The sequence below is a fragment of the Streptomyces sp. NPDC012508 genome (assembly GCF_042902595.1).
In the GTDB taxonomy this organism is placed as follows: domain Bacteria; phylum Actinomycetota; class Actinomycetes; order Streptomycetales; family Streptomycetaceae; genus Streptomyces.
Map to the genome: position 1 here is coordinate 55,350 of NZ_JBIBEO010000007.1, position 25,277 is coordinate 80,626.

At 73.2% G+C, this 25,277-nt stretch carries 17 protein-coding genes; 8 read left to right on the forward strand and 9 right to left on the reverse strand.

Annotation, left to right across the window (positions count from 1 at the left end; translation table 11 throughout):
• Positions 1-121: 121 nt before the first annotated feature.
• Together ACFY8U_RS23900 and ACFY8U_RS23905 are read left to right on the forward strand one after the other, a co-directional pair.
• Entirely contained in the window at positions 122-1,237 is a 1,116-nt protein-coding gene (locus tag ACFY8U_RS23900; protein WP_389573393.1) for a ferritin-like domain-containing protein, read from the forward strand.
• 56 nt (positions 1,238-1,293) lie between these two features.
• Positions 1,294-2,163 (forward strand): hypothetical protein, encoded by an 870-nt coding sequence (locus tag ACFY8U_RS23905; RefSeq protein WP_389573395.1) that lies wholly within the window; start codon positions 1,294-1,296, stop codon positions 2,161-2,163.
• Here the strand turns inward: ACFY8U_RS23905 and ACFY8U_RS23910 are convergent.
• From ACFY8U_RS23910 to ligD, 7 genes are all read right to left on the reverse strand, one after another.
• Positions 2,160-3,629 carry a penicillin-binding transpeptidase domain-containing protein gene (locus tag ACFY8U_RS23910; protein WP_389573398.1) on the reverse strand — a complete coding sequence of 490 codons (1,470 nt, stop codon included), beginning with the start codon at positions 3,627-3,629 and terminating at the stop codon, positions 2,160-2,162. The genes ACFY8U_RS23905 and ACFY8U_RS23910 overlap by 4 nt on opposite strands.
• The gene (locus ACFY8U_RS23915) at positions 3,626-5,005 is read right to left on the reverse strand and encodes an FtsW/RodA/SpoVE family cell cycle protein (RefSeq protein WP_389573400.1); all 1,380 of its coding nucleotides are present in this window, start codon (positions 5,003-5,005) and stop codon (positions 3,626-3,628) included. Before ACFY8U_RS23915 ends, ACFY8U_RS23910 begins: the two co-directional genes overlap by 4 nt.
• A 56-nt stretch (positions 5,006-5,061) precedes the next feature.
• The gene (locus tag ACFY8U_RS23920) at positions 5,062-6,330 is read right to left on the reverse strand and encodes an ATP-binding protein (protein WP_389573402.1); all 1,269 of its coding nucleotides are present in this window, start codon (positions 6,328-6,330) and stop codon (positions 5,062-5,064) included.
• On the reverse strand, positions 6,327-7,115 hold the full coding sequence (locus ACFY8U_RS23925) for a hypothetical protein (protein ID WP_389573404.1): 789 nt from the start codon (positions 7,113-7,115) through the stop codon (positions 6,327-6,329). Before ACFY8U_RS23925 ends, ACFY8U_RS23920 begins: the two co-directional genes overlap by 4 nt.
• Positions 7,116-7,368: 253 nt before the next feature.
• Positions 7,369-9,477, reverse strand: a complete 2,109-nt coding sequence (locus tag ACFY8U_RS23930; protein WP_389573406.1) for a HEAT repeat domain-containing protein — start codon at positions 9,475-9,477, stop codon at positions 7,369-7,371.
• A gap of 239 nt (positions 9,478-9,716) precedes the next feature.
• A complete protein-coding gene (locus ACFY8U_RS23935; protein WP_389573409.1) occupies positions 9,717-10,631 on the reverse strand; it encodes a DNA ligase in 915 nt (304 codons plus the stop codon).
• Complete coding sequence (ligD, locus tag ACFY8U_RS23940; protein ID WP_389573411.1) at positions 10,628-11,512, reverse strand: non-homologous end-joining DNA ligase; 885 nt, start codon at positions 11,510-11,512, stop codon at positions 10,628-10,630. The genes ACFY8U_RS23935 and ligD overlap by 4 nt, the downstream gene beginning before the upstream one ends.
• A gap of 49 nt (positions 11,513-11,561) precedes the next feature.
• Here ligD and ACFY8U_RS23945 point away from each other — a divergent pair, with 49 nt between their 5' ends.
• The gene (locus ACFY8U_RS23945) at positions 11,562-12,638 is read left to right on the forward strand and encodes a Ku protein (RefSeq protein WP_389573414.1); all 1,077 of its coding nucleotides are present in this window, start codon (positions 11,562-11,564) and stop codon (positions 12,636-12,638) included.
• A gap of 133 nt (positions 12,639-12,771) precedes the next feature.
• Here ACFY8U_RS23945 and ACFY8U_RS23950 read toward each other — a convergent pair whose 3' ends face one another.
• Positions 12,772-13,587 (reverse strand): hypothetical protein, encoded by an 816-nt coding sequence (locus ACFY8U_RS23950; RefSeq protein WP_389573417.1) that lies wholly within the window; start codon positions 13,585-13,587, stop codon positions 12,772-12,774.
• Between the two features lie 152 nt (positions 13,588-13,739).
• Between ACFY8U_RS23950 and ACFY8U_RS23955 the strand changes: the two genes are divergently transcribed.
• The gene (locus ACFY8U_RS23955) at positions 13,740-16,661 is read left to right on the forward strand and encodes a BTAD domain-containing putative transcriptional regulator (protein WP_389573419.1); all 2,922 of its coding nucleotides are present in this window, start codon (positions 13,740-13,742) and stop codon (positions 16,659-16,661) included.
• 212 nt (positions 16,662-16,873) lie between these two features.
• Here ACFY8U_RS23955 and ACFY8U_RS23960 read toward each other — a convergent pair whose 3' ends face one another.
• Positions 16,874-18,205, reverse strand: a complete 1,332-nt coding sequence (locus ACFY8U_RS23960; RefSeq protein WP_389574136.1) for a hydrolytic protein — start codon at positions 18,203-18,205, stop codon at positions 16,874-16,876.
• Positions 18,206-18,399: 194 nt separating this feature from the next.
• Between ACFY8U_RS23960 and ACFY8U_RS23965 the strand changes: the two genes are divergently transcribed.
• The 4 genes from ACFY8U_RS23965 (at position 18,400) to ACFY8U_RS23980 (ending at position 25,253) form a co-directional block, all read left to right on the forward strand.
• The gene (locus ACFY8U_RS23965) at positions 18,400-19,044 is read left to right on the forward strand and encodes a LuxR C-terminal-related transcriptional regulator (protein ID WP_361599432.1); all 645 of its coding nucleotides are present in this window, start codon (positions 18,400-18,402) and stop codon (positions 19,042-19,044) included.
• A 115-nt stretch (positions 19,045-19,159) separates the two neighbouring features.
• Positions 19,160-22,351, forward strand: coding sequence for a hypothetical protein (locus tag ACFY8U_RS23970; protein WP_389573421.1), 3,192 nt, complete (start codon positions 19,160-19,162; stop codon positions 22,349-22,351).
• Positions 22,348-23,049, forward strand: a complete 702-nt coding sequence (locus tag ACFY8U_RS23975; RefSeq protein WP_389573424.1) for a DUF4255 domain-containing protein — start codon at positions 22,348-22,350, stop codon at positions 23,047-23,049. The genes ACFY8U_RS23970 and ACFY8U_RS23975 overlap by 4 nt, the downstream gene beginning before the upstream one ends.
• 101 nt (positions 23,050-23,150) lie before the next feature.
• Positions 23,151-25,253 carry an ATP-binding protein gene (locus tag ACFY8U_RS23980; protein ID WP_389574139.1) on the forward strand — a complete coding sequence of 701 codons (2,103 nt, stop codon included), beginning with the start codon at positions 23,151-23,153 and terminating at the stop codon, positions 25,251-25,253.
• The last annotated feature ends 24 nt before the right edge of the window (positions 25,254-25,277 follow it).

Sequence of the window (25,277 nt, forward strand, 5' to 3'; positions counted from 1 at the left end):
CTTTATGAGACTGCCCGTCAGTAAGTGCGTCAATCCCTTGCGCGCGACTTGTTGACTCGATGTCTACCAAGGTGTCAGCCTGCCCGGAGGACCCCGTCCACGTGAGAGCAAGGAGTCGTCAGTGTCGACGCACGACCTCTACACGAAAGCCACGGAAGAGCCCATCTGGCAGGTCCCGGCCACCGGTTCGGCGCGCTTCATGTGGGAGTACGACGACGGCCGCCAACGCCTCCTCGCCCTCTACCAGAAGGGCAAGGACAAGCAGTGGGACGGCTCCAAGCGCATCGACTGGGAGCTGGAGGTGGACCCGTACGACCCCCTCGGCACCCCCGACGACGTCCTCACCCTCTACGGCACGCGCCACTGGGCGAAGATGACCGAGAAGGACAAGGCCGAGCTCCGCCGGCACTACGCCTCCTGGCAGTTCAGCCAGTTCCTCCACGGCGAGCAGGGCGCGATGATCTGCGCCGCGCGGATCGTCGAGTCCGTCCCCGACCTGGACGCCAAGTTCTACTCGGCGACGCAGACGATGGACGAGGCACGGCACGCCGAGGTCTACGGACGCTTCCTGCACGAGAAGATCGGGATGCTCTACCCGATCAACGACAACCTCCAGGGCCTGCTGGGCGACACCCTGCGCGACGCGCGCTGGGACATGCCGTACCTCGGCATGCAGGTCCTCATCGAGGGCCTGGCGCTGGCCGCGTTCGGCATGATCCGCGACACGACGGACAAGCCGCTCCCGAAGCAGATCCTGGCGTACGTGATGCAGGACGAGGCCCGGCACGTGGCCTTCGGCCGGATGGCGCTGCGCGACTACTACAAGCAGCTGTCGGACGCGGAACTGCGCGAGCGCGAGGAGTTCGTGATCGAGGGCTGCTATCTGATGCGGGACCGGCTGCGCGGGGTCGAGGTCCTGGAGAACTTCGGCATCGGGAGGAAGGAGGCGGAGGAACTCAGTGAGCAGAGCGAGTTCCTGCACCTCTTCCGCAAGCTGCTGTTCAGCCGGATCGTCCCGTGCGTGAAGGACATCGGCCTCTGGGGCGAACGCCTTCAGAAGGCCTACCTGGACATGGGCGTCTTCGACCTCGGCGACTCGAACCTGGACCTCCTGATGACCCAGGACGAGGAGATCGCGGAGGCGCTGGACCGCGAGCGGTTCGCGACGGAGGAGGGGGAGCGGGTGGCGGAGGTCGAGGAGGCCATCGCGCAGGGCGCGGGCGCGGCGGAGGGATAGACGCAGGGGCGGCCCCGGGCCCCGGGGGTTCATACGCGTCCCGTAGCGTGCCCGACATGACCATGCCGCCATCGCCGAGCCAGCCGCCCCACCACCCGTACGGCGGGCCCGTGCCGCCCCCGCAGCAGCCCGGCGCGTTCGGGGCTCCGCAGGGGTATCCCGCGCAGGGTGTCCCCGCGCAGGGCGCTCCCCCGCAGGGCTTCCCTCCCCACGGTGTTCCCCAGCAGGGTGTTCCGCCGCAGTACCACGGGCCGGGCGCCGGAGCGTGGGGGCAGCCGCCCATGGGGCCGCCGCCGAAGAAGGGGCTCTCGGCGGGGGCGATCGTCGCCATCGTGCTCGGCTCGCTGGTCCTGGTCGCCGGTCTCGGGTTCGGGGTGAAGTCCGCGCTCTCCGGTGTCAGCGGCGCCTTCCCCGAGGCGACGCACAAGCTCGTCGTCCCTAAGTCGCTCCTCGCCGGCGAGTACACGCTGGTCTCCGACCTCTCCGAGACCGAGGGCAAGGAGATCGAGGACACCCCTGATCTCACCGTGAAGGACGCCAAGGCGGCGGTCGGGCAGTACAGCGGCGAGGACGGCTCCGCCCTTGTCGTCTCCGGCATGCACGGGCGCATCATGAACGCCGAGTCCACCCGTTCGTCCATCCTCAAGGGCGCCGCCACGGAGAAGGGCTCCACGCTCGCCGTCCGGCCCAAGGAGTTCACCCCCGCCGGGTACGGGGTGACCATCAGCTGTCAGGTCACCACGTCGAAGGACGCCCTCGCCACGACGACGCTCCCCATGTGCGCCTGGGGCGACGACAACACCGCGGCCGCTGTCGCCCTCGTCACCCCCGAGTCGGCGACCGCCGACCCGAAGGACATCGACCTGGCCGCACTCGCCGAGACCACGGCCAAGGTCCGCGCGGAGATCCGCAAGCCGATCGGCTAGCCTCCCGGGCGCGCGGCCAGCGCCTCCTCCATCACCGCCCGGGCGATCGGCGCCGCGCTGCCGCCGCCGCTGATCTCCGTACGCCTGGCCTCCGCGTCCTCCACGACGACCGCGACCGCCACCGCGGGCTGGGCCGCGTCCGCCGCCTGCGCCCAGGCGATGAACCAGGCGTACGGAGTACCCGTGTTGCCCAGGCCGTGCTGGGCCGTGCCGGTCTTGCCGCCGACCGTCGCCCCCGGGATCGCCGCGTTGGTGCCCGTGCCCTCCTCGACCGCCTTGACCATCAGCCGCTGCAACCGGTTCGCGGTCGAGGGGCGCATCGCCTGGCGGTAGCTGCGCCGGCCCGTCGTGTCGACCGTAGTACCGCCGGCCGTCGTCGTCCGCTCCACCAGGTACGGGTGGGCGATCTCCCCGTTGTTGGCGATCGCCGCCGCCACCAGCGCCATCTGCAGCGGCGTGGCCGTCGTGTCGAACTGGCCGATGGACGACAGGGCCAGCTGGTCGTCGCTCATCTCCCGGTCGAAGCCGGACTTCGCGACCCAGGACGGGATCGTAAGACCCGTGTCGTTGAAGCCGAACTTCTCCGCCGTGTCTACCATCCCGGAGAGCCCCACCTCCACCCCGAGCCCCGCCATCACCGTGTTGCACGACCACTGGATCGCGTACGCGAGCGAGGCGTTCCCGCACCCCTTCGCCTCGTTCGGCAGCACCTGCCGCGTCCCCGGCAGGACGAACGGGTCCGGGGTGTCCGTCGGCGCGTCGACGTCCGTCACCACGCCCGCGTCCAGCGCGGCCGCCGCCGTCACCATCTTGAACGTGGAGCCGGGCGGATAGGTCTGCCGGATCGCCCGGTTCAGCATCGGCTGGTTCGGCGAGGTGTTCAGCCGGGCCCAGGCCCCCTTGACCGCGGCCCCCGTCCCGGACAGCAGCGCCGGATCGTACGAGGGCGAGGAGACCAGCGCCAGGATCCGCCCGCTCGACGGCTCGATCGCCGCCACCGCGCCCCGCTTCCCGCCGAGCCCCCGGTACGCGGCCTCCTGCATCGACGCCCGGACCGTCGTCACCACGTCGCCGCCCGGCAGCCGCCCCCGGCTGACATCGTTCCAGAACGGCAGCGGGGCGAGCAGCGCGCTCGTCCCGGCGAGGATGTCGTCCTCGGCGTGCTCGACGAGTGTCGTGCCGTACGTCTGCGAGGCGTAGCCGGTCACCGGCGCGTACAACGGGCCTTGCTTGTACGTCCGTTCGTAGCGCAGCTGCTGGCCGCTGTCCCGTGAGCCGGTCACCGGACGGCCCTCGACCACGATCTCGCCCCGGGGCTCGCCCCAGCGGGTGATCGCCACCCGCCGGTTGGCCGGGTTCGCGTCCAGCGAGTCCGCCTGGAAGATCATCACCCGCGCCGCGTTGACCAGCAGCGCCGCCAGCAGGATCAGGCAGAGCGCGGCCGCCCGCCGGATGTACGGGATCACCGCGCGTCCTCCGCTACCGGCGCGATGACACCGGGCTCGACCGTGTCGGGGAGCGGTGCGCGGGCCGAGTCGCTGACCCGGATCAGCAGCGCCACGATGATCCAGTTGGTGACGACGGACGAGCCGCCCTGCGCCAGGAACGGCATCGCCATGCCGGTCAGCGGGATCAGGCCCATCACCCCGCCGGCGATGACGAAGACCTGGAGCGCCAGGATCGAGGCGAGGCCGATCGCGAGCAGTCGCCCGAAGGGGTCGCGCAGGGCGAGCCCGGCCCGGTACCCGCGCGCGACGAGCAGCGCGTACAGCAGGAACAGGGCGGTGAGACCGGCCAGTCCGAGCTCCTCGCCCGCCGTCGCCAGGATGAAGTCGGACTTGGCGGCGAAGCCGATCAGGATGGAGTGTCCGAGGCCGAGCCCGGTGCCGAGCATCCCGCCCGCGGCGAAGGAGAACAGCGACTGTGCGAGCTGGCTCGGCCCGTCACCCGCCTCGATGGAGGCGTAGGGGTTCAGCCAGTCCTCGACGCGGCTGTGGACATGGGGTTCGAGCGAGCCGACCGCGAACGCCCCGACGCCCGCCAGGAGCAGCCCGACGGCGATCCAGCCGGTCCGGCCCGTCGCGACGTACAGCATGATCACGAAGAGTCCGAAGAAGAGCAGTGAGGTGCCGAGGTCCCGCTCCAGGATCAGCACGCCCACGCTCAGCACCCAGATCGCCACGATCGGCCCGAGCACCCGGCCGGTGGGGAGCTGGAGACGCCAGATCCTGCGGCCGGTGTACGCCAGCGCGTTGCGGTTGGCGGCCAGGTAGGCGGCGAAGAAGACCGCGAGCAGGATCTTGGCGAACTCGCCCGGCTGGAAGGAGAGTCCGCCGATCCGGATCCAGATCTTGGCCCCGTTCACCGCCGGGAAGAGGATCGGCACCAGCATCAGGAAGAGGGCGCTGGCCATCGACAGGTACGCGTACCGCTGGAGCACCCGGTGGTCGCGCAGCAGCACCACGACGGCGCCGAAGAGCCCCACCCCGAGCGCCGACCAGACCAGCTGCGTGAAGGCCGCCTGGTCCTTCGGCGTCTCCAGGTCGAGCCGGTAGATCAGCACCAGGCCGAGGCCGTTGAGGAGCACGCCGATGGGCAGCAGCAGCGGATCCGCGTACGGAGCGCGGAACCGTACGGCGAGATGGGCGAGGAGCGCGAGCGTGCCCAGACCGGCGCCGTAGCGGAGGGCGTCCGGCGGGACGGCGCCGCTCCTGGCCAGGCCGACGCCCGCGTAGCCGAGGACGGAGATGAGGACGGCGCAGACGAGGAGGGAGAGTTCCACGCCGCGGCGCTTCGGGATGCGTAGCCCGGGCGGGGGAGCGTCCGCCGTCGTTGCGGTCATGGTCCGCAACGTAGCAAGCGATATGGCTTATATCCCTTATGTGTGACGGTGTGCCGTCAGGGGCCGGTGAACCGCACGTACTCCGGCAGCGTCAGCCGCGCCTCGGCGCCGCCGTCCGGCGCGTTGCCGAAGACCAGCTCCGCGCCGATCACTTCGGCCTGGCCGACCGCGATCGTGAGCCCGAGGCCGTGCCCCTTGCCGCCGCTCTCGGTCCGGAACCGCTGCGGCCCGGACGCCAGCAGGTACTCCGGGTACCCGGTGCCGTGGTCCCGCACCGTGACGACGGCGCCGTCCACGGTCAGGACGACCGGCGGGGCGCCGTGCCGGTGCGCGTTGGCGACCAGATTGCCGAGCACCCGCTCCAGGCGCCGCCGGTCCGTCTCGACCGTAGCGTCCCGGAGGACCCGTACCTCCGTCCCGGTCCCGGAGGCCCGCACCACCCCGCGTGCGAGCGGCCCGAGATCGTGGATCGCCAGATCGACGGTCTCGTTGCGGGCGTCGAGCCGCGAGATCTCCAGCAGGTCCTCGGTCAGCCCGCGCATCGCCTTCACCCGGTCCCGTACGAGCTCCGACGGCCGCCCCTCCGGCAGCAGTTCGGCGGCGGCCGACAGACCGGTGAGCGGGGTGCGCAGCTCGTGCGCCACGTCCGCCGTGAAGCGCTGCTCGGTCTGGAGCTTGCGCTGGAGCGAGGAGGCCATCGTGTCGAGCGCGCCGGAGACCGTGGCCACCTCGTCCTGCGGGCGTCGGGGGTCCTTCGTCCGGGGGTCGTCGACGCGCGCGTCGAGATCGCCCGCGCTGATCCGCCGGGCCACCTGGGCCGTCAGGTGCAGCCGCCGCGTGACCCGGGTGACCGCGAACGCGCCGACCAGCAGCGTCGCCCCGATCGCCAGGACCGAGGAGCCCAGGATCGACCGGTCGAGGCCGTCGATGATCTCCGAGCCCGTGGAGTAGTCCACCCGGACGGCCAGGGCACGGCCGTCGGCCGGCCCCGCCGCCCACATCGTGGGCCGGTCCTCGTACTCCCCGACCATCGTGCCGCGCTGCCCCGTCAGGGCGAGCGCGCGCAGCTCGTCGGGCAGGCCCTCGGGGTCGATCCCGGTGGCGCGGGGGAGCGGGTCGCCCGCTTCGTACGCGCGGGAGGCCGTGGTCAGCCGGGTCAGGGCCCGCTCGCGGAAGTCGTCCTCGGTCTGCCCGGACACGGACACATGGACGAGAGCGCCGAGCAGGGCCGCCAGGGCGCAGCACATGACGGTGATGAAGACCGCCGACTTCCAGGTGAGCGTCGCGGTCCAGGCGGGCAGGCGGGGCCGCCTGCGCGCGGTCACGGGGCCTCTCCGAAGACGTCGTCGGTGTCGGAGGGCGCGGGGGAGGAGCTGGTCGGTCCGGGCGTGGGCGTCGGCTCGACGAGCCGGGGTTCGGGGGCCGGCGAGGCGGACGGGCCCGGCGGCTTGACGCGGACGATCTCGTCCCGGGCGGGCAGCATCGCGCCCTGCTGCTCGTCCCAGGACCAGGCCGTGCGGTACTCGTACCCCGGGATTCCGGCCGACGCGGCCCGCACGATCAGGTCACGGCCCGCCAGCTCCACGCTGATCACCTGGTCGACGGTGGACATGATCCGGGTGAGCCCGCCGTTCTCGGCGAGATAGACCCGCACGCCCACCTGCTGCTCGGGCATCCGGATGCCGACGATCAGCTCGTCACGGCCGTTGCCGGTCAGATCGCGGTAGTACGGCTTCATGACCGGGCACTTCGCGGGCTCCGCCGCGCACCGGCCGATCTGCCGCGCCGTCTCCTGGTACATGCCGTCCGCGCCGGAGTACGTGTCCGGGTGGGCGTTCACCTCGGCGCGGACCACGGCGACGGCGTCCACCCGGTGGACGTCGTTGTCGGGGACCTCGATGCCCGGGACGGACTCGGTGTCGGTCTCGCCGTAGTCGAGCGGCGGGGCGGTCGCGGGCGGCAGATCGGGCCAGAGGCGGACCGGTCCGACGGCGGTGGGGGTGGCGCCCGCGCTCTTCAGCTCGCCCTCCGCGCCGCAGCCGGAGAGCACGAGCGGCGCCGCCGCGGCCAGGGCCAGGGCGGCGACGAGCGGCCGTCCGCGCGGTCTCACTCTGCTCCTCGGGGGGGCTGATGGGTTCGCTGCTTCCCGTAGACCTTATTCGTAGGGAAGTCCTTTTTGTCGACCCGATGGATCTTCCGGACCTCGCAGCCGGGCGCGGAGCCGGCCGACCGGCCCCCCTCGATCAGGTCCGGGGCCACAGCCCCCGTGCACCAGCCGGCCTGCTCGAAGCCGAATGTCCGCTGTCGCGGCTCTGCAACGGCGGCCCGTAGGTTCCACGACGAAGCCTCACGGCCCCGGATTCCTACCGCTCGATCCGATCGAGCGCGGCGCGGCAGAACGTCAGCAGCTTCTCGTCCTCGTGGACGTCATGGCTGCTGTAGCCGCTCTCGCGCACGTTGTGCCGGCGCACCCGGAGCAGCTCCGTACGGATCACCCACCGCGCCTCCACCGCCTCCGGCCCCATCTCCGCCAGGCACTCCGCGATGTCCACGCGCGCGTGCCGGTTCTCCTCCCAGGCCGCGAGCAGCACCGGCAGCGCCGACTCCGCGTCCCCGGACACCCGCCACAGAGCCGCCGCGCTGCGCACCCGTACCCACAGGTCCCGGGCCGCGAGCCCGGGGAGCAGGGCGGGCGCGCTGCTCGCCGCCGCCGGGCCGATCGCCCCCAGCGCCCGGGCCGCCGCGCACCGGTCCGGAGCGGTCGCGTCCGGGCCCAGCCAGGCCGTCAGGGTCGGCAGCACGGCCTCGCGGTCACCCTCCACCGACCAGAGCGTGAGCGCCGCCTGCGCGGAGACCGCCGCCGACTCGCTCTCCAGCAGGGCCCGCGCGTCCGGGATCGCCGCCCGCGCCGGGGGCCCGAACGCGGCCAGCGTCCGCAGCGCCGCCTCCTGCACCCAGTCCCGCCGGTTCGACGGCGCCCCGCGCAGCACCCGCAGCACCTCGGGCATCGCCTGCACGCCCCGGACCGAGGCCAGGGCGTGCAGCAGCGGCGCCGCGTGCTCGTACAGCCGGTCGTCCAGGTCCACGCGGGCCAGGCGGCGGCGCAGCAGCGGGGCGAGCGGCGCGGCGGCCGGCCCCAGCGTGGGCACGGCGTACAGCAGGTCGCGCCGTACCTCCGGCTCGACCAGGGCACGGGCGAGCAGCGGTACGGCCCGGGCGTCACCGGAGCGGGCGAGGGCGAGCAGCGCTCTGCCGCGCACGTCCGCCGCACCGGACGGGCACTCCGGCTCGGCCCACTCCTCCCACTCGGGCCGCTCGGGCCGTCCGGGCCTGGCGGTGAGACGGGCCGCGAGGGCGTCGGTCGCGGGGCCGGTGAGCTCGAAGAGCCCTTCGAGGAACGAGGTGGCGGCCTCGCGCAGCCGCGGGTCCGGGTCGGCGAGCTGCGTCCCGATCAGCCGCACCACCTCCTCGTACCCCCCGCGCCAGACCCGTATCAGACCGCCGCTCAGCCAGATCGCGTCCGCGCGCTGACACCGGTCCGGGCTGCGCAGCTGGGCGAGGATCAGTGCGATCCGGTCCTCGACACGGTCGTCGAGCGCGGTGTGCAGGGTGCGCATCAGCTCGTCGGTCCACGGCGTCGGGCGGCCTGCGCGCTCTTCGAAGAGCTCGCGGACCTGCCCCACGAGGGTGGGCGTGGACGGCCGGGTGCTCTCAGGGGCGACCGGCTCGGGCGGCGCGGTCCGCACCTCGTCGAGCAGCCGCGTCACCCGCTCCACCACGTCGTCCGGAACTTCGCCCGGCGCGCACCGGGCCAGCTGCGCGAGCGCCGCGAGCCGCAGGCCGGGCGCCTGGGCCGCGCGGGTGAGCCAGCCGAGCCAGTCGACGGTCTCGTCCCGCAGCGACTCGTGCCGCCGCGCGATCCGCCCGACGGCCTCCACCAGCGCGAGCCGCACCTCCGTGTCGCGCTCGACCGTCAGCCGCTCCCGCAGCAGGGTCAGGACCCGGGCCGGGTCCGGGTGCAGCGAGGCGAGCGCGCAGGGGGCGGCGAGCCGCACCTCGGGGTCCGGGTCGCCGACGAGCCCGAGGAAGACGTCGGCGCCCGCGGCGACCGCGGCGGCGGCCATCGCGTAGTTCGCCGCGGGGATGAAGTCCTCGTCGTCCGGGTCGAGTTCGTCGAGCTCCTCCTCGCCGCTCAGATCGATCCCGCCGATGCTGGTAAGCAACTCGACGATGCCGCCCCGGTCCTGGACCTCCGGATCGGCGACGAGTTCGAGCAGGAAGGGGATGCAGGCGAGCGTCGAGTCGTACACGTCCCCCTGGTGGTGCACCGCGCCGTACATCCCGTCGAGGGCGAGCTCCCGCTCGCCGGGATCGGGCGAGGCGAGTCCGCGCAGCATCCCCGGTACATCGTCGGCTGGTCCGTAGGCATGCCCCAGCGAGGCCCAGTCGACCTCCTCGATCCCCGTCAGCATGCGGCCGCCGCCTTCCCCGTGAGCGCTGTACCAGGCAGCAAGTGTGCACCACCACACCGGGAACAAGGACCCGCTGACCGGACGCGGTCCTTGAAGGGCGCGCGAGCCGCTCGCTTTGCGCCATCTGCGGGACCGGTACGCGGAGTTGCGTGCGCCGGTACGGAGAGTGGCGGACGGGGGGCGCGGGGAAACGGGCGTACGGAGGCGCGAGCCGGCGCGCGTGTCGCCCTGGGCTCGGCCTATCCGTCGGACCGTACGCGGAGGAAGCGGGCCGTCTCGTGGCGACCGGCCTGCTGGCGCAGCTCGACGCGCAGCGGGTCGGCGAGCGGGGTCACCGGACCGTGCTCGGGATCGTCCACCGGAGCCCCGAGCCGGCCCGCGGCCAGCGCGCCGACCTCGCGGGCCTGCGCAGGAGTCAGCTTCGGCGAGGTCGTCACCGTACGGTCGTCGGGGAGGCGGACGAGCAGCGCGCGCGGCCGGTCCACCGGGCCGACCAGGCCGAGGAGCGTGCCGTCGAGGGTGTCCGCGTGCCGCACCTTCCGCCAGGCCCATGTCTCGCCCGCCCGGTACGGCGAGCGCAGCGCCTTCGCCACGATCCCCTCGACGCCCACCGCCCGCAGATCGCGGAACCAGCCCCGCGCGGTCTCCTCGTCCAGCGTCGCGAGCACGGGCTGCACCGGCGGCCCGATGTCCCGCAGCGCGACGCCCAGCAGCTTCCAGCGTTCGACGAGCGGCAGTGTCCGGACGTCCCGGCCCGGGAGGGCGAGGACGTCGAAGGCGATGTACGAGACCGGCACGCCGGCCTGTCTGCGGTCGGTGTGCGAGCGGAGCAGATCGGTGAAGCTCAGCCGCCCTTCGCGGTACGCGCACAGCTCCCCGTCCAGGACGACCCCGGCCGGCAGATGGGCGCCCAGATGTGCCGCGATCTCGGGAAACTCCGGAGAGAGGTCCCGGTGCGAGCGCGACTGCAGGAAGACCCTGCGGTCCTCGAGGACGAAGGCGAGGGCGCGGAATCCGTCGAGCTTGAGGGTGTACTGCAGTCCCCCGGGCGTGCTGCCCTGGGCCGGGATCTCGTCGGCCGGGCGCGGGCGCATGACGTCGACCGGGGGCCGCAGGACGGGGCCCTCCCCGGGTGTCGCGGGGGCGGCCGTCATGGCAGGGCTCCGGCCCGGTCCGGGTCGAAGAGCGGCCCGAGGAGGTCCCCGTACCGCTCCAGACGTGGCGCGATGTCGTCCATCAGAAGGACGAGCCGCTCGGGCGCGTCGCACGCCTCGACCTCCTCCCAGGTCACCGGCGCGGAGACGGTGGGCCGGGGGCGGGCGCGCAGGGTGTAGGGGGTCGCGGTGGTCTTGGCGGCCGCGTTCTGGCTGAAGTCGACGAAGACCTTCCCCGCGCGGAGGGACCGCGTCATCCGGTGGACGACGAGCGCCGGGTGGTCCGCCTCGGCCTGGACGGCCAGCTCCTTGGCGTACGCCGAGACCCGGTCGGACGGGGTCGGCTCCAGGGGTACGAGCAGGTGCAGGCCCTTGGCGCCGGACGTCTTGGCGAAGGCCTCCAGGCCGTCCGCCGCCAGCCGCTCGCGCAGCCAGAGGGCCACCCGGCAGCACTCCACGACGGTGGCGGGCGGCCCGGGGTCGAGGTCGAGGACGAGGCGGTCGGCGACGGCCTGCGAGCCGGCCCGCCACTGGGGGGTGTGGAACTCCACGACCAGGTTGGCCGCCCACATCAGGGAGGCGAGGTCCTGGATCATGACCTGCCGTGCGCGCGGCTCGTCGGAGCGGGGGACCGGGGTGGTCTTCACCCAGGCGGGCGTGCCGGGCGGCGGGTTCTTGGTGAAGAAGAGCTGACCCTCGGGGCCGTCCGGATAGCGCAGGAAGGACACCGGACGGTCACGCAGATGCGGCAGCAGCGCGGTGCCGACGGTGGCGTAGTAGTGCAGCAGCTCGCCCTTGGTGGTGCCGGTGCTGGGGTGGAGGACCTTCTCCAGATTGCTGAGCGGGAGGCGCCGCCCCTCCACCTCCGTGATCGGCGTCATACGATGAGAATCCCACGAATCCGGAAGTATCGTGCGAAAGGGATGAAACGTGCGATCCATTTGGAACGGCGCCATTTCCTTCGGTCTGGTGAGCATCCCGATCAAGCTGGTGAACGCCACCGAGAGCCGGTCCGTGTCCTTCCGCCAGATCCACGCCGCCGACGGCGGCCGGATCCGCTACCGCAAGGTGTGCGAGCTGGACGGCGAGGAGGTCTCCCAGGCGGAGATCGGCAAGGCCTACGAGGAGTCCGACGGGACCATGATCCCGATCACGGACGAGGATCTGGCGGCGCTGCCGCTGCCGACGGCGAAGACGATCGAGATCGTGGCCTTCGTGCCGGCCGGGGAGATCGACCCGCTCCAGATGGACGCCGCCTACTACCTCTCGGCGAGCGGGGCGCCGGCGGCCAAGCCGTACACGCTGCTGCGGGAGGCGCTCAAGCGGAGCGACAAGGTGGCCGTCGCGAAGTACGCGCTGCGCGGGCGGGAGCGGCTCGGGATGCTGCGGGTCGTGGACGACGTGATCGCGATGCACGGACTGCTCTGGCCGGACGAGATCCGGGCGCCGGAGGGGGTGGCCCCGGAGACCCCCGTCTCGGTACGTGACGCGGAACTCGACCTGGCGGACGCCCTGATGGCGACGCTCGGCGAGGTGGACATCGCCACGCTGCACGACGACTACCGGGAGGCGGTCGAGCAGATGATCGCCGCCAAGGCGGAGGGCGGCGCCGCCGTGGCGCCCCCGGAGCCCGAGGCGGCGGGCGGCGGCCAGGTCATCGACCTGATGGCGGCCCTGGAGAGCAGCGTCCGGGCGGCGAAGGAGGCGCGCGGGGAGGGTGGCGGGGTCGCCGGGGTGACCGAGCTGGCTCCCCGCAAGACCTCCTCCCGTACGCCGAAGGAGACGGGCGCGCGGAAGTCCACGTCGAAGACGGCGGCGAAGAAGGCGGCCCCCGCCCGCAAGTCGACGTCGAAGACGGCGGGGGCGGGGTCAGGGGCGGCCGGCGGCAAGGCGGCGGCGAAGAAGTCCACGGCGAAGTCGACCGCGAAGACGACCGCGAAGAAGACGGCGTCGAAGAAGACGACGGCGTCCACGAAGAAGGCGACGCCGCGCAAGCGGTCGGCGTAGCGGCGGGGCCGGGAGCGGCACCCTGGGCCGGAGCTCCTCGCCCCCTCGTCTCCGCCGCCGGGGCGCCCCGACTCCAGCTCCCGCTCACGGCGCGTGGCGAGGCCTCCAGCTTCCGCTCACGGCGCGTGGCGGACTAGCTCTTCAGCAGCTCCCGCAGCGACCCCTTCATGGCGGTCACGAACGCCTCCCGCTCCGCCTCGCCCACCAGGTCGAGCGAGAGGTACGGATTGAGGTCCTCCAGCTCCACGAGCAGCAGCTCCCCGCCCGGCGCCCGGCAGGCGTCGACGCGCTGGATGCCGTACTCCAGGCCGTTCCAGTCGACGAACCGGCGTGCGAACGCGAGGTCGGCGTCGGTCGGTCCGTACCGCTCCAGCCTCCAGCGGGCGTCCGGGTCCGGCGCGTACAGGGCGTACTGGAAGGCGTCCCCGACGAAGTAGAACGACACCTCGTACGCGAACCGGATCCGGGGCTGTACGAGCATCCCGGCCGGGTCCACGTCTTCGAGAGCCGCCCGCTCCACGAACCGCAGACCGACCGAGTCCGCCCCGAGCAGCGGCTTGACGACGTACTCGTCGGCCTCCGGCAGCCGCGCGAACTCGTCGCGTCGGCCCGCCGTGGGAATGACCGGAAATCCCTCCCTCGACAGCTGGAGGAGATAGTCCTTTCCGGCCATGTCTCCCTTGCCGCTGAGCGAGTTGAACACCCGCACCTCCCTCTCGCGCGCGGCGCGGGTGAAGGCGTCGTACGCCTCCTGGTAGTGGAGGACGGGCCCGCTGTTGCGTACGACGACGGCGTCGAAGCGGTCCATCAGCGCGGCGGCGTCCAGCGGGTGGCAGAGCGCGACGTCGAACTCCTCGCGCAGCCGCCCGGAGAGCCAGATGTCCTCGTCGCAGTACCGCCGCCCGCGCGCCTGGTAGCCGAGGTCGGTGACGTAAAGAAGCGTTCCCATGCGTGGTCCCCGTTCCTCCGCTGCGTGTCCGTGGCCGGATCGCCAAAGGTTACGTGACGGAAACGCGGCGGTGTCAGCTGTAACGGATCCGACGGCTCCGGCACTTAACGTGAGCGAACACAGGTACGAAGAGCGAGAGATGGGGCGGCAGCATGCGCTACCGGATCCTGGGGCCGGTGCGGGTTTGGCGGGGGGACGCCGAACTGACCTTGGGCCCCCCGAAGCAGCAGGCCCTGCTGGCCCTGCTGCTGGCGAGGGCGGGAGAGCTCCTCACGGCCCAGGAGGTGATCGACGCCCTGTGGGAGGAGCCGCCCGGTAGCGCGGTCAACGTCGTGCACCGCCATGTCGGGTCCCTGCGCAGGCTCCTGGAGCCCGAACTGCCCAGCCGGGCGGCCGCGAGGCGCCTGCTGCGGGGGGCCGGCGGCTACCGGCTGCGGGTCGAACCGGGTGAGCTGGACCTGCTGCGCTTCCGGTCCCTGCGCGCACAGGCCGGGCGGGCCACGGCCGGCGACCGTGCGAAGGGCGTCTCGCTCCTCGTCGACGCCCTCGGGATGTGGAGCGGACCCGCCGGTACGGGCCTGGCGCCGACGGTCGCCGCGCACCCGCTCTTCACCGCGCTCAACCACGAGTACCTGGCCACCGTCAAGGAGGCCGCCGACGCCGCCCTGGCGACGGAGCCCGAGCACGCGCCGGCGCCCGAGCACGCCCATGGCGAGCGGGTGCTGACCCTGCTCGAACAGGCCACCCACCACCACCCGTTCGACGAGGCACTGCACGCCAGGCTCATCACCGCGCTCGCCGCCCTCGGACGACAGGCCGAGGCCCTGGCCGTCCACGACTCCGTCCGCTCCCGGCTCGTGGGCGAACTCGGCGTCGACCCCGGGCCGGAGCTGCGTACGGCTCACGAACGGGTCCTGCGGCAGACCGTGCCCGTCGTGGTCCGCGCCGCGGACCCACGGGGCGACGCGGCGGAACCGGAGACCCGGCCGCCCGCACCCTCGCTCCTCCCCGCCCAGCTGCCCTCCGACATAGCCACCTTCGCCGGACGGCGGACCGAACTCGCGCTGTCGCGCGAGCTGCTGGAGGCGTCGGAGGGCCCGGAGGGCGCGCAGGGCACCCCGGCCGCCGGCGGGGCCGCGACGATCGCGGCGATCAGCGGCATGGCCGGCGTGGGCAAGACCACGCTCGCCGTGCACTGGGCCCACCGCGTGGCGCACCTCTTCCCGGACGGCCGGCTGTATGTGAATCTCCGCGGCTTCCACCCCACCATGGCCCCGCTCGGCGCCCCCGACGTCATGCGCGAGGTGCTCTCGGCGCTCGGGGTCCCGCCCCAGCGGGTCCCGGAGGACCCCCAGGCCCTCCCGGCCTTCTACCGCAGCATTCTCGCGCCCCGCCGACTGCTGATCCTGCTGGACAACGCGCGGGACTCGGAGCAGGTCAGGCCCCTGCTCCCCGGCACCCCCGGCTGTCTGACCCTCGTCACGAGCCGCCATCGGCTCGACGGGCTCGTCATCACCCACGCCGTGCGCTTCCTCGGTCTGGACGTGCTCTCCCGCGCGGAGGGGATCGAGTTCCTGACGCGGCGGCTCGGCCTGGACCGGGTCGCGGCCGAGCCCGAGGCCGCCGGGGACATCGTCGAGCTCTGCGGCCATCTGCCGCTCGCCCTCGCGATCGTCTGCGCGCGCGCCCTGATCAACCCCCGGTTCGCCCTGGACGCGATCGTCACCGAACTGCGCGCCACCCGGGGCAGCCTGGACTCCTTCGCCAGCAGCGACGCGAGCGCCGACGCCCGCAGTGTCTTCTCCTGGTCCTACCGTGCTCTCAGCCCGGCAGCCGCGCGCCTCTTCCGGCTGCTCGGCGGTGCGCACGAAGGGCCGGAACTCTCCGTTCCCGCCGCCGCGAGCCTGGTCGGGGTGCCGGTACGGGAGGCCCGCCGGCAGATCGGCGAACTGCTGGAGAGCCAGCTGCTCCTGGAGGAGGCGCCGGGCCGCTTCTCCTGCCACGAACTGCTGCGCGCGTACGCCAAGGAGTTGAGCGAGGAACGGGACGACGAGGCGGAGCGGGCCGCGGCCCGGCGCCGGCTGGTCGAGCACCATCTCCACAGCGCGTGGGCGGCCGACGCCCTCCTCGCCCCGTACCGGGACCGGGTTCCCCTGCCGCCCCTCGGCGACGGGGTGGTTCCCGAGGAGCTGACCGGCGAGACGCAGGCGGCGCAGTGGCTGCACCGGCAGCGTCAGGTGCTGCTCGCGGCCGTGGAGCGCGCGGCCGTGGACGGCGACGACGGCGAGGGTCTCTGCTGGCGGCTGGCCGCCACCCTGGAGCTCTTCCTCGACCGCGCCGGACGCTGGGAGGAGCAGCGGGTCATCCAGGAACGGGCCCTGCGCGCCGCCCGCCGGGCCGGTGACACCACGGGCGAGGCCTACATCCTGCGCGCGCTGGGATTCGCGTACTGCCGGCTCGGTCTGTACGAGGAGTCCCACGAGACGCTCTCGCGCGCGCTCGACCGCTTCACCGCCGCCGGTGCGCCGGACGGACAGGCGACCGCCCACCGCAATCTGGCGTTCCTGAGCAACGCGAGGGGACAGCACGCGCAGGCGCTGGAGCACTATGCGCTGGCGTCCGCCCTCTACGAGCTGTCCGGACACCGCACGGGGGCCGCGGCCGTACTCAACGAGATCGGCTGGACCCATATCCTCACCGGCGCCTACGAACAGGCCCTGGACGACTGCGGCAGGGCCGTTCTCCTGCACCGGCGGAACGGGAACAGGAACGGCGAGGCCGCGGCCTGGGACAGCGTCGGCTACGCCAGACACCACCGCGGCGAACACTCCGAGGCGCTCGACGCCTACGCGCAGGCGATCGCCCTCTACCGCGACATCGGGGACCTCAGCCTGCAGGCCGACACCCTGGTGCACCTGGGCGACAGCCACGCGGCCGCGGGGGACACCGCCGCGGCCGCCGTCGCCTGGCGCGAAGCCCTGGAACTTTTCGAGCACTTGGGGCATCCCGACGCACAGCAGGTCAGGGAGCGGCTCGCCGGACCCGAAATGTTCACGCCGCTGGAGCCGCGGTGAAGCGGGACGTCACTTTTTCGGCACTGGACCCTGCCTACGCTGCCCCCGAACCGATCACGGATGATCATGCCGTGGCCAACGACCGGAACGGGCCACGCCGTTCTCCGATGCGAATACAGGACGACCGATATGGACGATGGTTTCAGGACGAATCCATCTGCCCGGCCTTCCCGTTGACGAAACCGAGAAGAATGATGTCCTTACGTTCCGCTTCACGGACGCAGGTCACGGAGCACACCGCTGACGTTCAGAACCTCGTGGCAGCCGGATGCCTGCTTCCCGGTCGCCGGCGTGCCCGGCTTCGCGCAGGTCACTTCCGCGGTGACGGTCGAGTTCTCGGGAATTTCGATGGGGGTGACCCAGTGGTAGTCCTGATTCCGGAAGGTCTCCAGGGCGATCGTCGTGACCTTCCGCTCGCCGAACGAGATCGTGATGACACCCTCGTCGCCCTGGAAGTTCGCCACGACCATGTCGGTGATCCCGAACACCTTCCCCTCGGGCACCCGGTACGTCCCCACCTTCTTGCCGCCGGCGCCCGTCTGGACGTCGATCGTGGCGGAACTCTGCTGACCGGGGCCCGTCCGGACCGTACCGGTCCCGCCGTCGCCCTGCCCGCCCGAACCCTGGTCCTGCCCACCGGGCCCGCCGCCCGGCTTGGCCCGCGCCCTCTCCTGCTCGGCCGCCTCCTGCTGCTTCGCGGACTCCTCCTTCTGCGCGGCGGTCGCGGCCTCCTTCGCGGCGCTGCGCACCGCCGGCCGGACCAGCGCGAACCAGGCGACCAGCAGCGCCATGAGCAGTGCGAGAAGGATCAGCAGCCACTTCGGCAGGACCGGCAGCTGGACGAACTCGCCCTCGACCACACCCGACACGGCGGGCTCCCCGCCGCTCTCCGAGCTCCACGAACTCTCCGTGGCTCCCGAGGACTTGGCGATCCCCGACGCATCCGTGCCGCCCTCGGTCCTCTCGGTGGCCTCGGCGACCTCGATCTCGAACGGATGGCTCACCGGCTCGCCGAACCAGATCAGCGGCCGGACGCCCGCCTTCAGCGCGACCTCGGCGGACTCACCGGGCTCCAGACGCTTCCGCTGCGGGGTGGTGCGCAGGCTCAGCTCCTCCCCGGCCTGCCGGCCGGCGAGAGCGAGCGACACGGGCGTGTTCCCCTGGTTGCGCAGGGCGATCCGGTAACGCCCCCCGCGCCAGCCGCGCCGACGACGAGGCGTGAGCTCCTGACGGACCTCACGGAACGCCTCCACACGCACCGTGGTCTCCGGGACCACCACGTTCTCCGGGTGCTCCACGGGCAGGACACGCACGCCGAGCGGCTTCTCCCCGGCGCGGACCTCGGGGGAGCGCGGCGGGGCGAGCCGCACCGTCACCGTCTCGGACGTGCCGGGATAGAGCGAGACACGAGCCGGCTCGACGGTGCTCCACGCGGCGCAGTCACCGACCACCGTGAACGTGTACGCCTCGACGATGTCACTGTCGTTACGGACGTTCAGGGTGGTCGTCGCCTCGCCGCCGGGCGAGACCGTCACGGTCGGCATTTCGAGTTCGGCAGAAGTCGTCACGCTCGGAACCTAGGCCGCCGACCGGCCCTTCTCCAGGGACGTGGGGGACAACGACCGGGCAACCCGGATGCCCCCACGGACCATCGCCGCACGGCCACGCGCCGCATCTGAACCACACGCCGGCCGCAGACCCTCCGGCCGGCGCACGACCATGAAACGGGTGGAATGACATGACAAACAGTGATCAGTGCAATGCCAGGGTGACGGTCTCGGTCTACGCCGAGGACCTGATCCTCCAGGCGGGTATCACCGAACAACTGCGCAGGCGCCCCGAGGTGGAGCTGCTGCCCGAGGCCGAAGCCGACCGGGCCAGGGCCACCCTGGTGGTGGTGGACACGGTCGACGACTCCACCGTGCAACTGCTGCGCCGGCTCCAGCGCAACACCGCCACCAGCACGGGGCTCGTCGTCGGACGATTCGAGGCCGGCTCGCTCCAGACGATGATCGAATGCTCGGTCGCCGCCGTACTGCGCCGCTCCGAGGCCGACCAGGACCGTCTGGTCCACCTGGTCACCGCTCTGGCCAAGGGGGAGGGCGTCCTCCCCGGCGACCTGCTGGGCAAGCTGCTCGCCCATGTCAGCAGCCTCCAGCGGACGGTGCTCGACCCGCGCGGCCTGACCCTCTCCACCCTGACGACACGCGAGGCCGACATGCTCCGGCTGGTGTCCGAGGGCTTCGACACCGTGGAGATCGCGCAGAAGACCTCGTACTCCGAACGGACCGTCAAGAACGTGCTGCACGAGGTCACCACCCGGCTGCAACTGCGCAACCGGGCCCACGCGGTGGGCTACGCGATGAGACACGGACTCATATGAATGCCCGAAAGAGCAGCCCACGCTTCCCCCGGGACGGGTACTCGGGCCCTGGCACCGCGCGACCCGGGCTGTGACGCTCGACGACGGTGAACCGCTCCCAGACTGTGAGGTGGACGTGACCGGCACCCCCGGCCCGGTGGGCCGTATCAGGCTGGGCAGACTGTCCGTCGCCGTGGCGCTGATCGTGCCCCTGCTCGCGGTGAGTTCACCCCGTGCCGCCACCCCCGCCGCCGCGCCCGCCCGCGCGGCGGCGGACGCCGACGACACCGGCCGGATCGCCTTCGCGGGCACCGAGCACCGGTCCATGGGGCGCGTCACCGGCACCCCGGCCACGAGCGAACCGCTGCTCGGCGGCGGCCCGGCCCACTACGACACCGAGGCCTCGGCACGCGGGGACCAGGTCGTCTTCACCAGTCTGCGCGACGGCACGCGCCCCCAGGTGTACCTGCGGGACGCCGCCGGGGGCATCCACAAGCTGACCTCGGACCGCGACGCGGCCAACCCCGAACTCACCCCGGACGGCCGGTTCGTGGTCTTCGACTCCGCCGAACCCGGCCTCGGCGGCACCCAGCGCGACCTGTGGATCGTGGGGACCGACGGGTCAGGAGCCCGCCCCCTCACCGAGACCCCCGCGAACGAGACCGCGCCCACCGTCTCGCCGGACGGCGCCAGGATCGCGTACGCCAGTGACGCCGACCCCCTGCGCGGCCGCCAGATCTACCGCCGGCAGCTGACCGGCGGCGTGTCCGAACGGATCAGCGACGGGCCGGCCGGAAACGCCGACGACCCCGCCTGGAACCCCGTCGACGACACCGTCAACCGCGACCTCGTCGCCTACACCCTCACCCTCGCGCCGGGCGGTCAGGAGACCGGACCGCGACTGCGGGTGACCTCGGGCCGGGGCGCCGACGGCCCGCTCCTCTCGGGCGAACAGGCCGGCTGGAACACCCGGTCCGCCGCCTGGCAGCCCGACGGCGACACCATCCTCTTCCTCAGCCTCAACGGGCCCTGCGGCTGCACCAACCCGTACGACAGCGTCTACCGGGCCGTCGCCCACTCCACGGCCACCGCGGAGGTCGTCCTCTACGAGGACCGGGTCGTCGACTCGCCGACCTGGCTCGGCCCGCAGAACGGCGGCTCCGTCGTCGTCACCCGCACCACCGCCGAGGCCCGCTACCACGCGTACCTCCAGGACGTACGGCCCGACGGCTCCGACCCCCGCGACCTCGGCGTCAAGATCCTGCGCGAGGACCCCGCCGCCAGGACCACCACCGACCCGGCGGCCGACCCGCTCTTCAACCCGGCCGCGGGCTACGACCCGTGGACCGAGCGGCAGAACTACACCCCCGACGGCCGGCGGATCGTCGTCACCCGCTTCCAGGGCGACCCCGAGACCGGCCGGACCGAGCAGATCTGGCTGACCGACGCCGACGGATCGAAGACCACCCCCATGCCGCTCGCCGGACGGGGAGCCAAGGACTGGGACACCGACCCCACCTTCTCGCCCGACGGCAAGCTCCTCGCCTTCACCCGCACCTCGCCCGGCGGCGTCGGCCAGGCCTCCGGCCCCGGCCGCATCCTCGTCGCCGACGCCACCTCCGGCGCCCTCGTCGGCGAGGTGCGCCCGCCCGCCGGACAGACCGGCGGCGACGCCCAGCCGACCTGGTCGTCGGACGGCACCACCCTCGCCTTCACCCGTAACCACGTCATCGACGGCGTGGGCGGCAACAAGCACATCTGGACCGTGCCCGTGCGCGCCCTCGACCAGCAGCGGAACCTCAGCGCCGAGCTCTGCCCCGGCACCTGCCAGGTGATCGACGACAGCCCCGCGTTCTCGCCCGACGGCAAGCGCCTCGCCTTCAACCGCAAGGACGGCGGCGGCCGGATCAACGAGCGCAACAGCGTCCTCATGACCGACCTGACCGAGGGCGGCTGCCAGGTGGTCCTGCCGACGGGCCGCGACGGCGACTCCGACGGATGCCGTCGGGACATCCCCGACACCTCCGCCACCGGCCCCTTCCAGCCGCGTGACGTGGCCTGGTCGCCGGACGCGCGCCGGCTCGTGTTCAGCTCCCGCCGGGCCCTCGCGCCCAACTCGCCGGAGGCCCTGTCCACCGTCGAGCTCGCCACGGGTGCCGTCACGTCCCTGACCGGTGCCCTGCCGGGCCGTCAGAAGGAGCCCGCGTACCAGCAGTCCGTGAACCTGACCGTCACCGCGCCGCCCGCCGCGGACCCGGTGACCGAGGGCGAGACCGGCACGGTGACCGTGACCGTCACCAACCAGGGCCCCTCCGCCGCCCCCGGCACGACCTTCACCGCGGCCGTACCCCCGGGCGTACGGCTCGACGGGCTGACCCCGTCGAAGGGGCGGTGCGAGCCCGGGTCCCCGCAGTGCGACCTGGGCGTCCTCGACCCGGGGGAGAGCGTCACCGTCATCGCGCGGCTGACCGGCGTGACCCCCGGCGACCAGGTCATCGACTGGTCCGTCACCGGTGCCGTGATCGACCGCAGCCCGGCCGACAACGCGACCCGCACCCTCGTCCCCGTCGACGACGCCCCGGTCCCCCCGACGCCGACCCCGACCCCGACGACGCCGGCACCCACGCCCACGCCGACCCCGCTGAAGCCCACCCCGCCGAAGCCGACCCCGCCGCCCGCGCCCGAGGCCGGCCCCGCGCTGACCATCACCGCCCAGCCCGAACCGGGGTACGTCGGAGGCCGCGTGGTCCTCACGTACACCGTCCGCAACGGCCCTGAGGCGCTGGCCACCGGCCTCTCCCTGCGGCTCGGCCTGCCGCGCGGCATCCCGGCCGGGAAGGCCCCCGCCGGCTGCGTCGACGGCGTGTGCGCCCTCGGTGACCTCGCCCCCGGTGCCTCCACCGTCGTCACGATCGTCCTGTCCCCGGACAAGGCGCTGACGGCCACCGCCACCGGCCGGATCACCACCTCCGGCACCGACGCCGACCCGTCCGACAACGCGGACCGGCAGCGGATCCGGATCCTCCAGCCGAAGATCGTGGCCGTACCGGCCGTCGGCAAGCCCGGCTTCGTGACCTCCGTGCGCGGCAAGGACTTCCCGCCCGGCACCGCCGTCACGCTCACCTGGAAGCCCGGCATCACCGCCGCGGCCGTGCCCACCGTCCCCAAGGCCGACGGAACGTTCATCTCCCAGCTGCTGATCCTCGCCAAGGACGAGACGGGGCCGCGGATCATCACCGCCAAGGGCGCCGGGTTCTCCCCGGTCACCACGCCCTTCCTGGTCGTCACCGGCAACGTCGCCCCGCCCGACGAGGTGGCGCGCCGGTGATCCACGAAGTCGACGAGGGGCTGCGCCTGCTGCTCACCCAGGCCGGCCTGACCGACAGCGGGGTCGACCTGGTCTTCGACCCGCCCACCCGGGAGTGGGCGGCGCGCCGCAACGCCCCGACCATCAGCGTCTTCCTCTACGACATCAGGGAGGACGTCGAAAGGCGCCGGACGGGCAGACTCGAGGAGTACGACGACACCGGGCGGATCGTGGCCTACCGCACCCCGCCCCGCTGGTTCGACCTCACCTACCTGGTCACGGCCTGGACCAACCGGCCCCAGGACGAGCACCGGCTGCTCTCCGAGGTGCTGCGGTGCATGGCCCGTACGGACGTGCTGCCCGCCCGGCTGCGCACCGGCACCCTGGCCGAGCTGGGTCTCGCCGTGCCCATCGAGGTGGCCGGGGGCGGCACGCAGGGCCGGTCGGCCGGAGACGTGTGGTCCGCCCTCGGCGGCGAGCTGAAGGCCGCGATCGACCTCAAGGTCCTCGCCCCGCTGGCGGGCGAGCTCATCGACGCCGCGCCCCCGGTCACCGAGGGTCTGGAGGTACGGGTCGCCCCGGCCGCCTCCGACGACACCCCGCCGGGCCCCGGCCGGCGCCTGCGCTACGACGGCGCCGGCGACCCCGGCCCGCAGGGCTTCGCCGTCCCGCGCGACAGGCCCGCGCCGACGCGCCGCCACCGGGGGCCCGTCCGGTGATCCAGGACGACGTACGGACGTACGCGGACGTCGACGCGGACGTCCGAGGAGAAAGGCAGCGGGCCGGCGACCCGGCCGGGCTCACCCATCTCTGGGAGCGCCTGGCCCGTGTCGAACTGCGGGTCCGCGACACGGTGGCGGCCCGCCACGCGACCGACCCGGCTCCGGACGACCCGTACCGGGGCCAGTACCTCACCCCGGAGGGCGCGGAGCGGATCCTCCGCGCCCCCGCGGCCTTCCACCCGGACACGGGCTCCGCCCCCGCTCCCGCGGACTTGCCCGTGGCAGCGCCCGGGTCCCGGCTGCGCCGCCTCGCCGAGGACTTCGGACTCCTCCCGCTGGACGAGGAGTTGCTGCTCGTCGCCCTCGCCCCCGACGTCGACGCCCGCTTCGAACCGCTCTACGGCTACCTCAACGACGACCTCACCCGCCGCCGCCCGACCATCGGCCTCGCTCTGGAGCTGTGCGGGGAACCCGTCGCGGGCCCCGGACGGTTCCGCTTCTCCACCGCCGCGCCCCTGATGCGCGGCGGCCTCCTGGAGATCACGGAACCCGACCGCCCGCTCCTCTCGCGCACCCTGCGCGTGCCCGACCGCGTCGCCGCCCATCTGCTCGGGGACGACACGCCCGACGGCCGGCTCGCGGGCCTGGTCGACACGGGCGCGTACGCCTCGGGGCCGTACGACGAGACCGTGCTGCGCGTCGCGGCGGCCGCCGCCCCCGGCACCGGCCCGGTCCATCTCCGGGCCCGGGGCGGCGACGCCGGCCGGGTCGCCGTCGAGGCGCTCACCGCCGCGGGCCGCCGGCCCGTGGTCCTCGACGTCTCCGCGCTCACCACCGACCCCGAGGGGGCCCGGGTGCCGCACCTCCTCGCGACCGAGGCGCGGCTGTGCGGCGGCGGCCTCGTCGTCGGCCCGCTCGAAGCCCTCGAACCGGAACGCCCGGAGCGGTCCCGGTGGTTGCGCGACCTGTGCGCCGCCGCGGTGGGCGTCCCGCTGATCACCCACGGCGCGAAGAACTGGGACCCGCTCTGGTCCCGGTACAGCCCGGTCCCCTTCACGGTCGGCCCGCCCGCCACCGGACGCAGGATCGCCCAATGGCGCCAGGCCCTGACGGACGCGGCGGCGGCCTCGGCGACGGCGGCCGTCGCGGGGACGGAGGCCACGGCGGCCGAGGCCGACGCCCCGCACCCGACGCCCGTAACCCTTCCGGACGACGACGAACTCGACGCGGCCGTCGCCTCGTACCGCCTCGACGCCGAGCAGGTGCGCAAGGCCGCGACGGTCGCCGTCCGTACGGCGTTCGCGCAGCGGCGCCCCGTCGGCCCGCAGGACCTGCGGGCCGCCGTCCGCGCCCAGAACGGCGCCGGCCTCGAACGCCTCGCCCGCCGCATCGACCCCGCCGTCGGCTGGGACGACCTCGTGCTGCCCCCGCCCACCCGCCGCCAGCTCGGCGAGCTCGCCCTGCGCGCCCGCCATCGCGACCAGGTCCTCGGCCGGTGGCGGATGCGTCCCGGCGGCGGGCGCGGACGCGGGGTGATCGCTCTGTTCGCGGGCGAGTCCGGTACGGGCAAGACGATGTCCGCGGAGGTCGTGGCCGCCGAACTGGGCATGGAGCTCTACGTGGTGGACCTCTCCACGGTCGTCGACAAGTACGTCGGCGAGACCGAGAAGAACCTGGAGCGGATCTTCGTCGAGGCCTCCGAGGTCAACGGCGTCCTGCTCTTCGACGAGGCCGACGCGATCTTCGGAAAGCGCTCCGAGGTGAAGGACGCGCACGACCGCCATGCCAACGTCGAGTCGGCGTACCTGCTCCAGCGTATGGAGTCCTTCGACGGGATCGCGATCCTCACCACCAACCTCCGGGCCAATCTGGACGAGGCGTTCACCCGCCGTATCGACGTCATCGCCGACTTCCCCATGCCCGACGCGCCGCAGCGGCTGGCGCTGTGGGACCGCTGCCTGGGCCCCGAGATGCCCCGCGGTGACGACCTCGACCTGCCGTTCTGCGCGGACCGCTTCGAGCTCGCGGGCGGCTCGATCCGCGCCTGCGCGGTGACCGCGGCCTACCTCGCGGCCGAGGCGGGCGGCCCGCTCGGCATGGCCCAGCTCGTCTCCGCAGTGCTCCAGGAGTACCGCAAGCTCGGACGCCTGGTCCTGGAGAGCGAGTTCGGCCCCTGGCTGCGGAGGGAACACAGGGCCTGACGACCGGCCCCCGAACTGCCGGTC

Bases quoted from the DNA above. Each gene is read 5' to 3' on its own strand.
- ACFY8U_RS23935 (WP_389573409.1), bottom strand. From the start codon at position 10,631: ATGACGGCCGCCCCCGCGACACCCGGGGAGGGCCCCGTCCTGCGGCCC.
- ACFY8U_RS23950 (WP_389573417.1), bottom strand. From the start codon at position 13,587: ATGGGAACGCTTCTTTACGTCACCGACCTCGGCTACCAGGCGCGCGGG.
- ACFY8U_RS23960 (WP_389574136.1), bottom strand. From the start codon at position 18,205: ATGCCGACCGTGACGGTCTCGCCCGGCGGCGAGGCGACGACCACCCTG.
- ligD (WP_389573411.1), bottom strand. From the start codon at position 11,512: ATGACGCCGATCACGGAGGTGGAGGGGCGGCGCCTCCCGCTCAGCAAT.
- ACFY8U_RS23965 (WP_361599432.1), top strand. From the start codon at position 18,400: ATGACAAACAGTGATCAGTGCAATGCCAGGGTGACGGTCTCGGTCTAC.
- ACFY8U_RS23955 (WP_389573419.1), top strand. From the start codon at position 13,740: ATGCGCTACCGGATCCTGGGGCCGGTGCGGGTTTGGCGGGGGGACGCC.
- ACFY8U_RS23915 (WP_389573400.1), bottom strand. From the start codon at position 5,005: ATGACCGCAACGACGGCGGACGCTCCCCCGCCCGGGCTACGCATCCCG.
- ACFY8U_RS23930 (WP_389573406.1), bottom strand. From the start codon at position 9,477: ATGCTGACGGGGATCGAGGAGGTCGACTGGGCCTCGCTGGGGCATGCC.
- ACFY8U_RS23905 (WP_389573395.1), top strand. From the start codon at position 1,294: ATGACCATGCCGCCATCGCCGAGCCAGCCGCCCCACCACCCGTACGGC.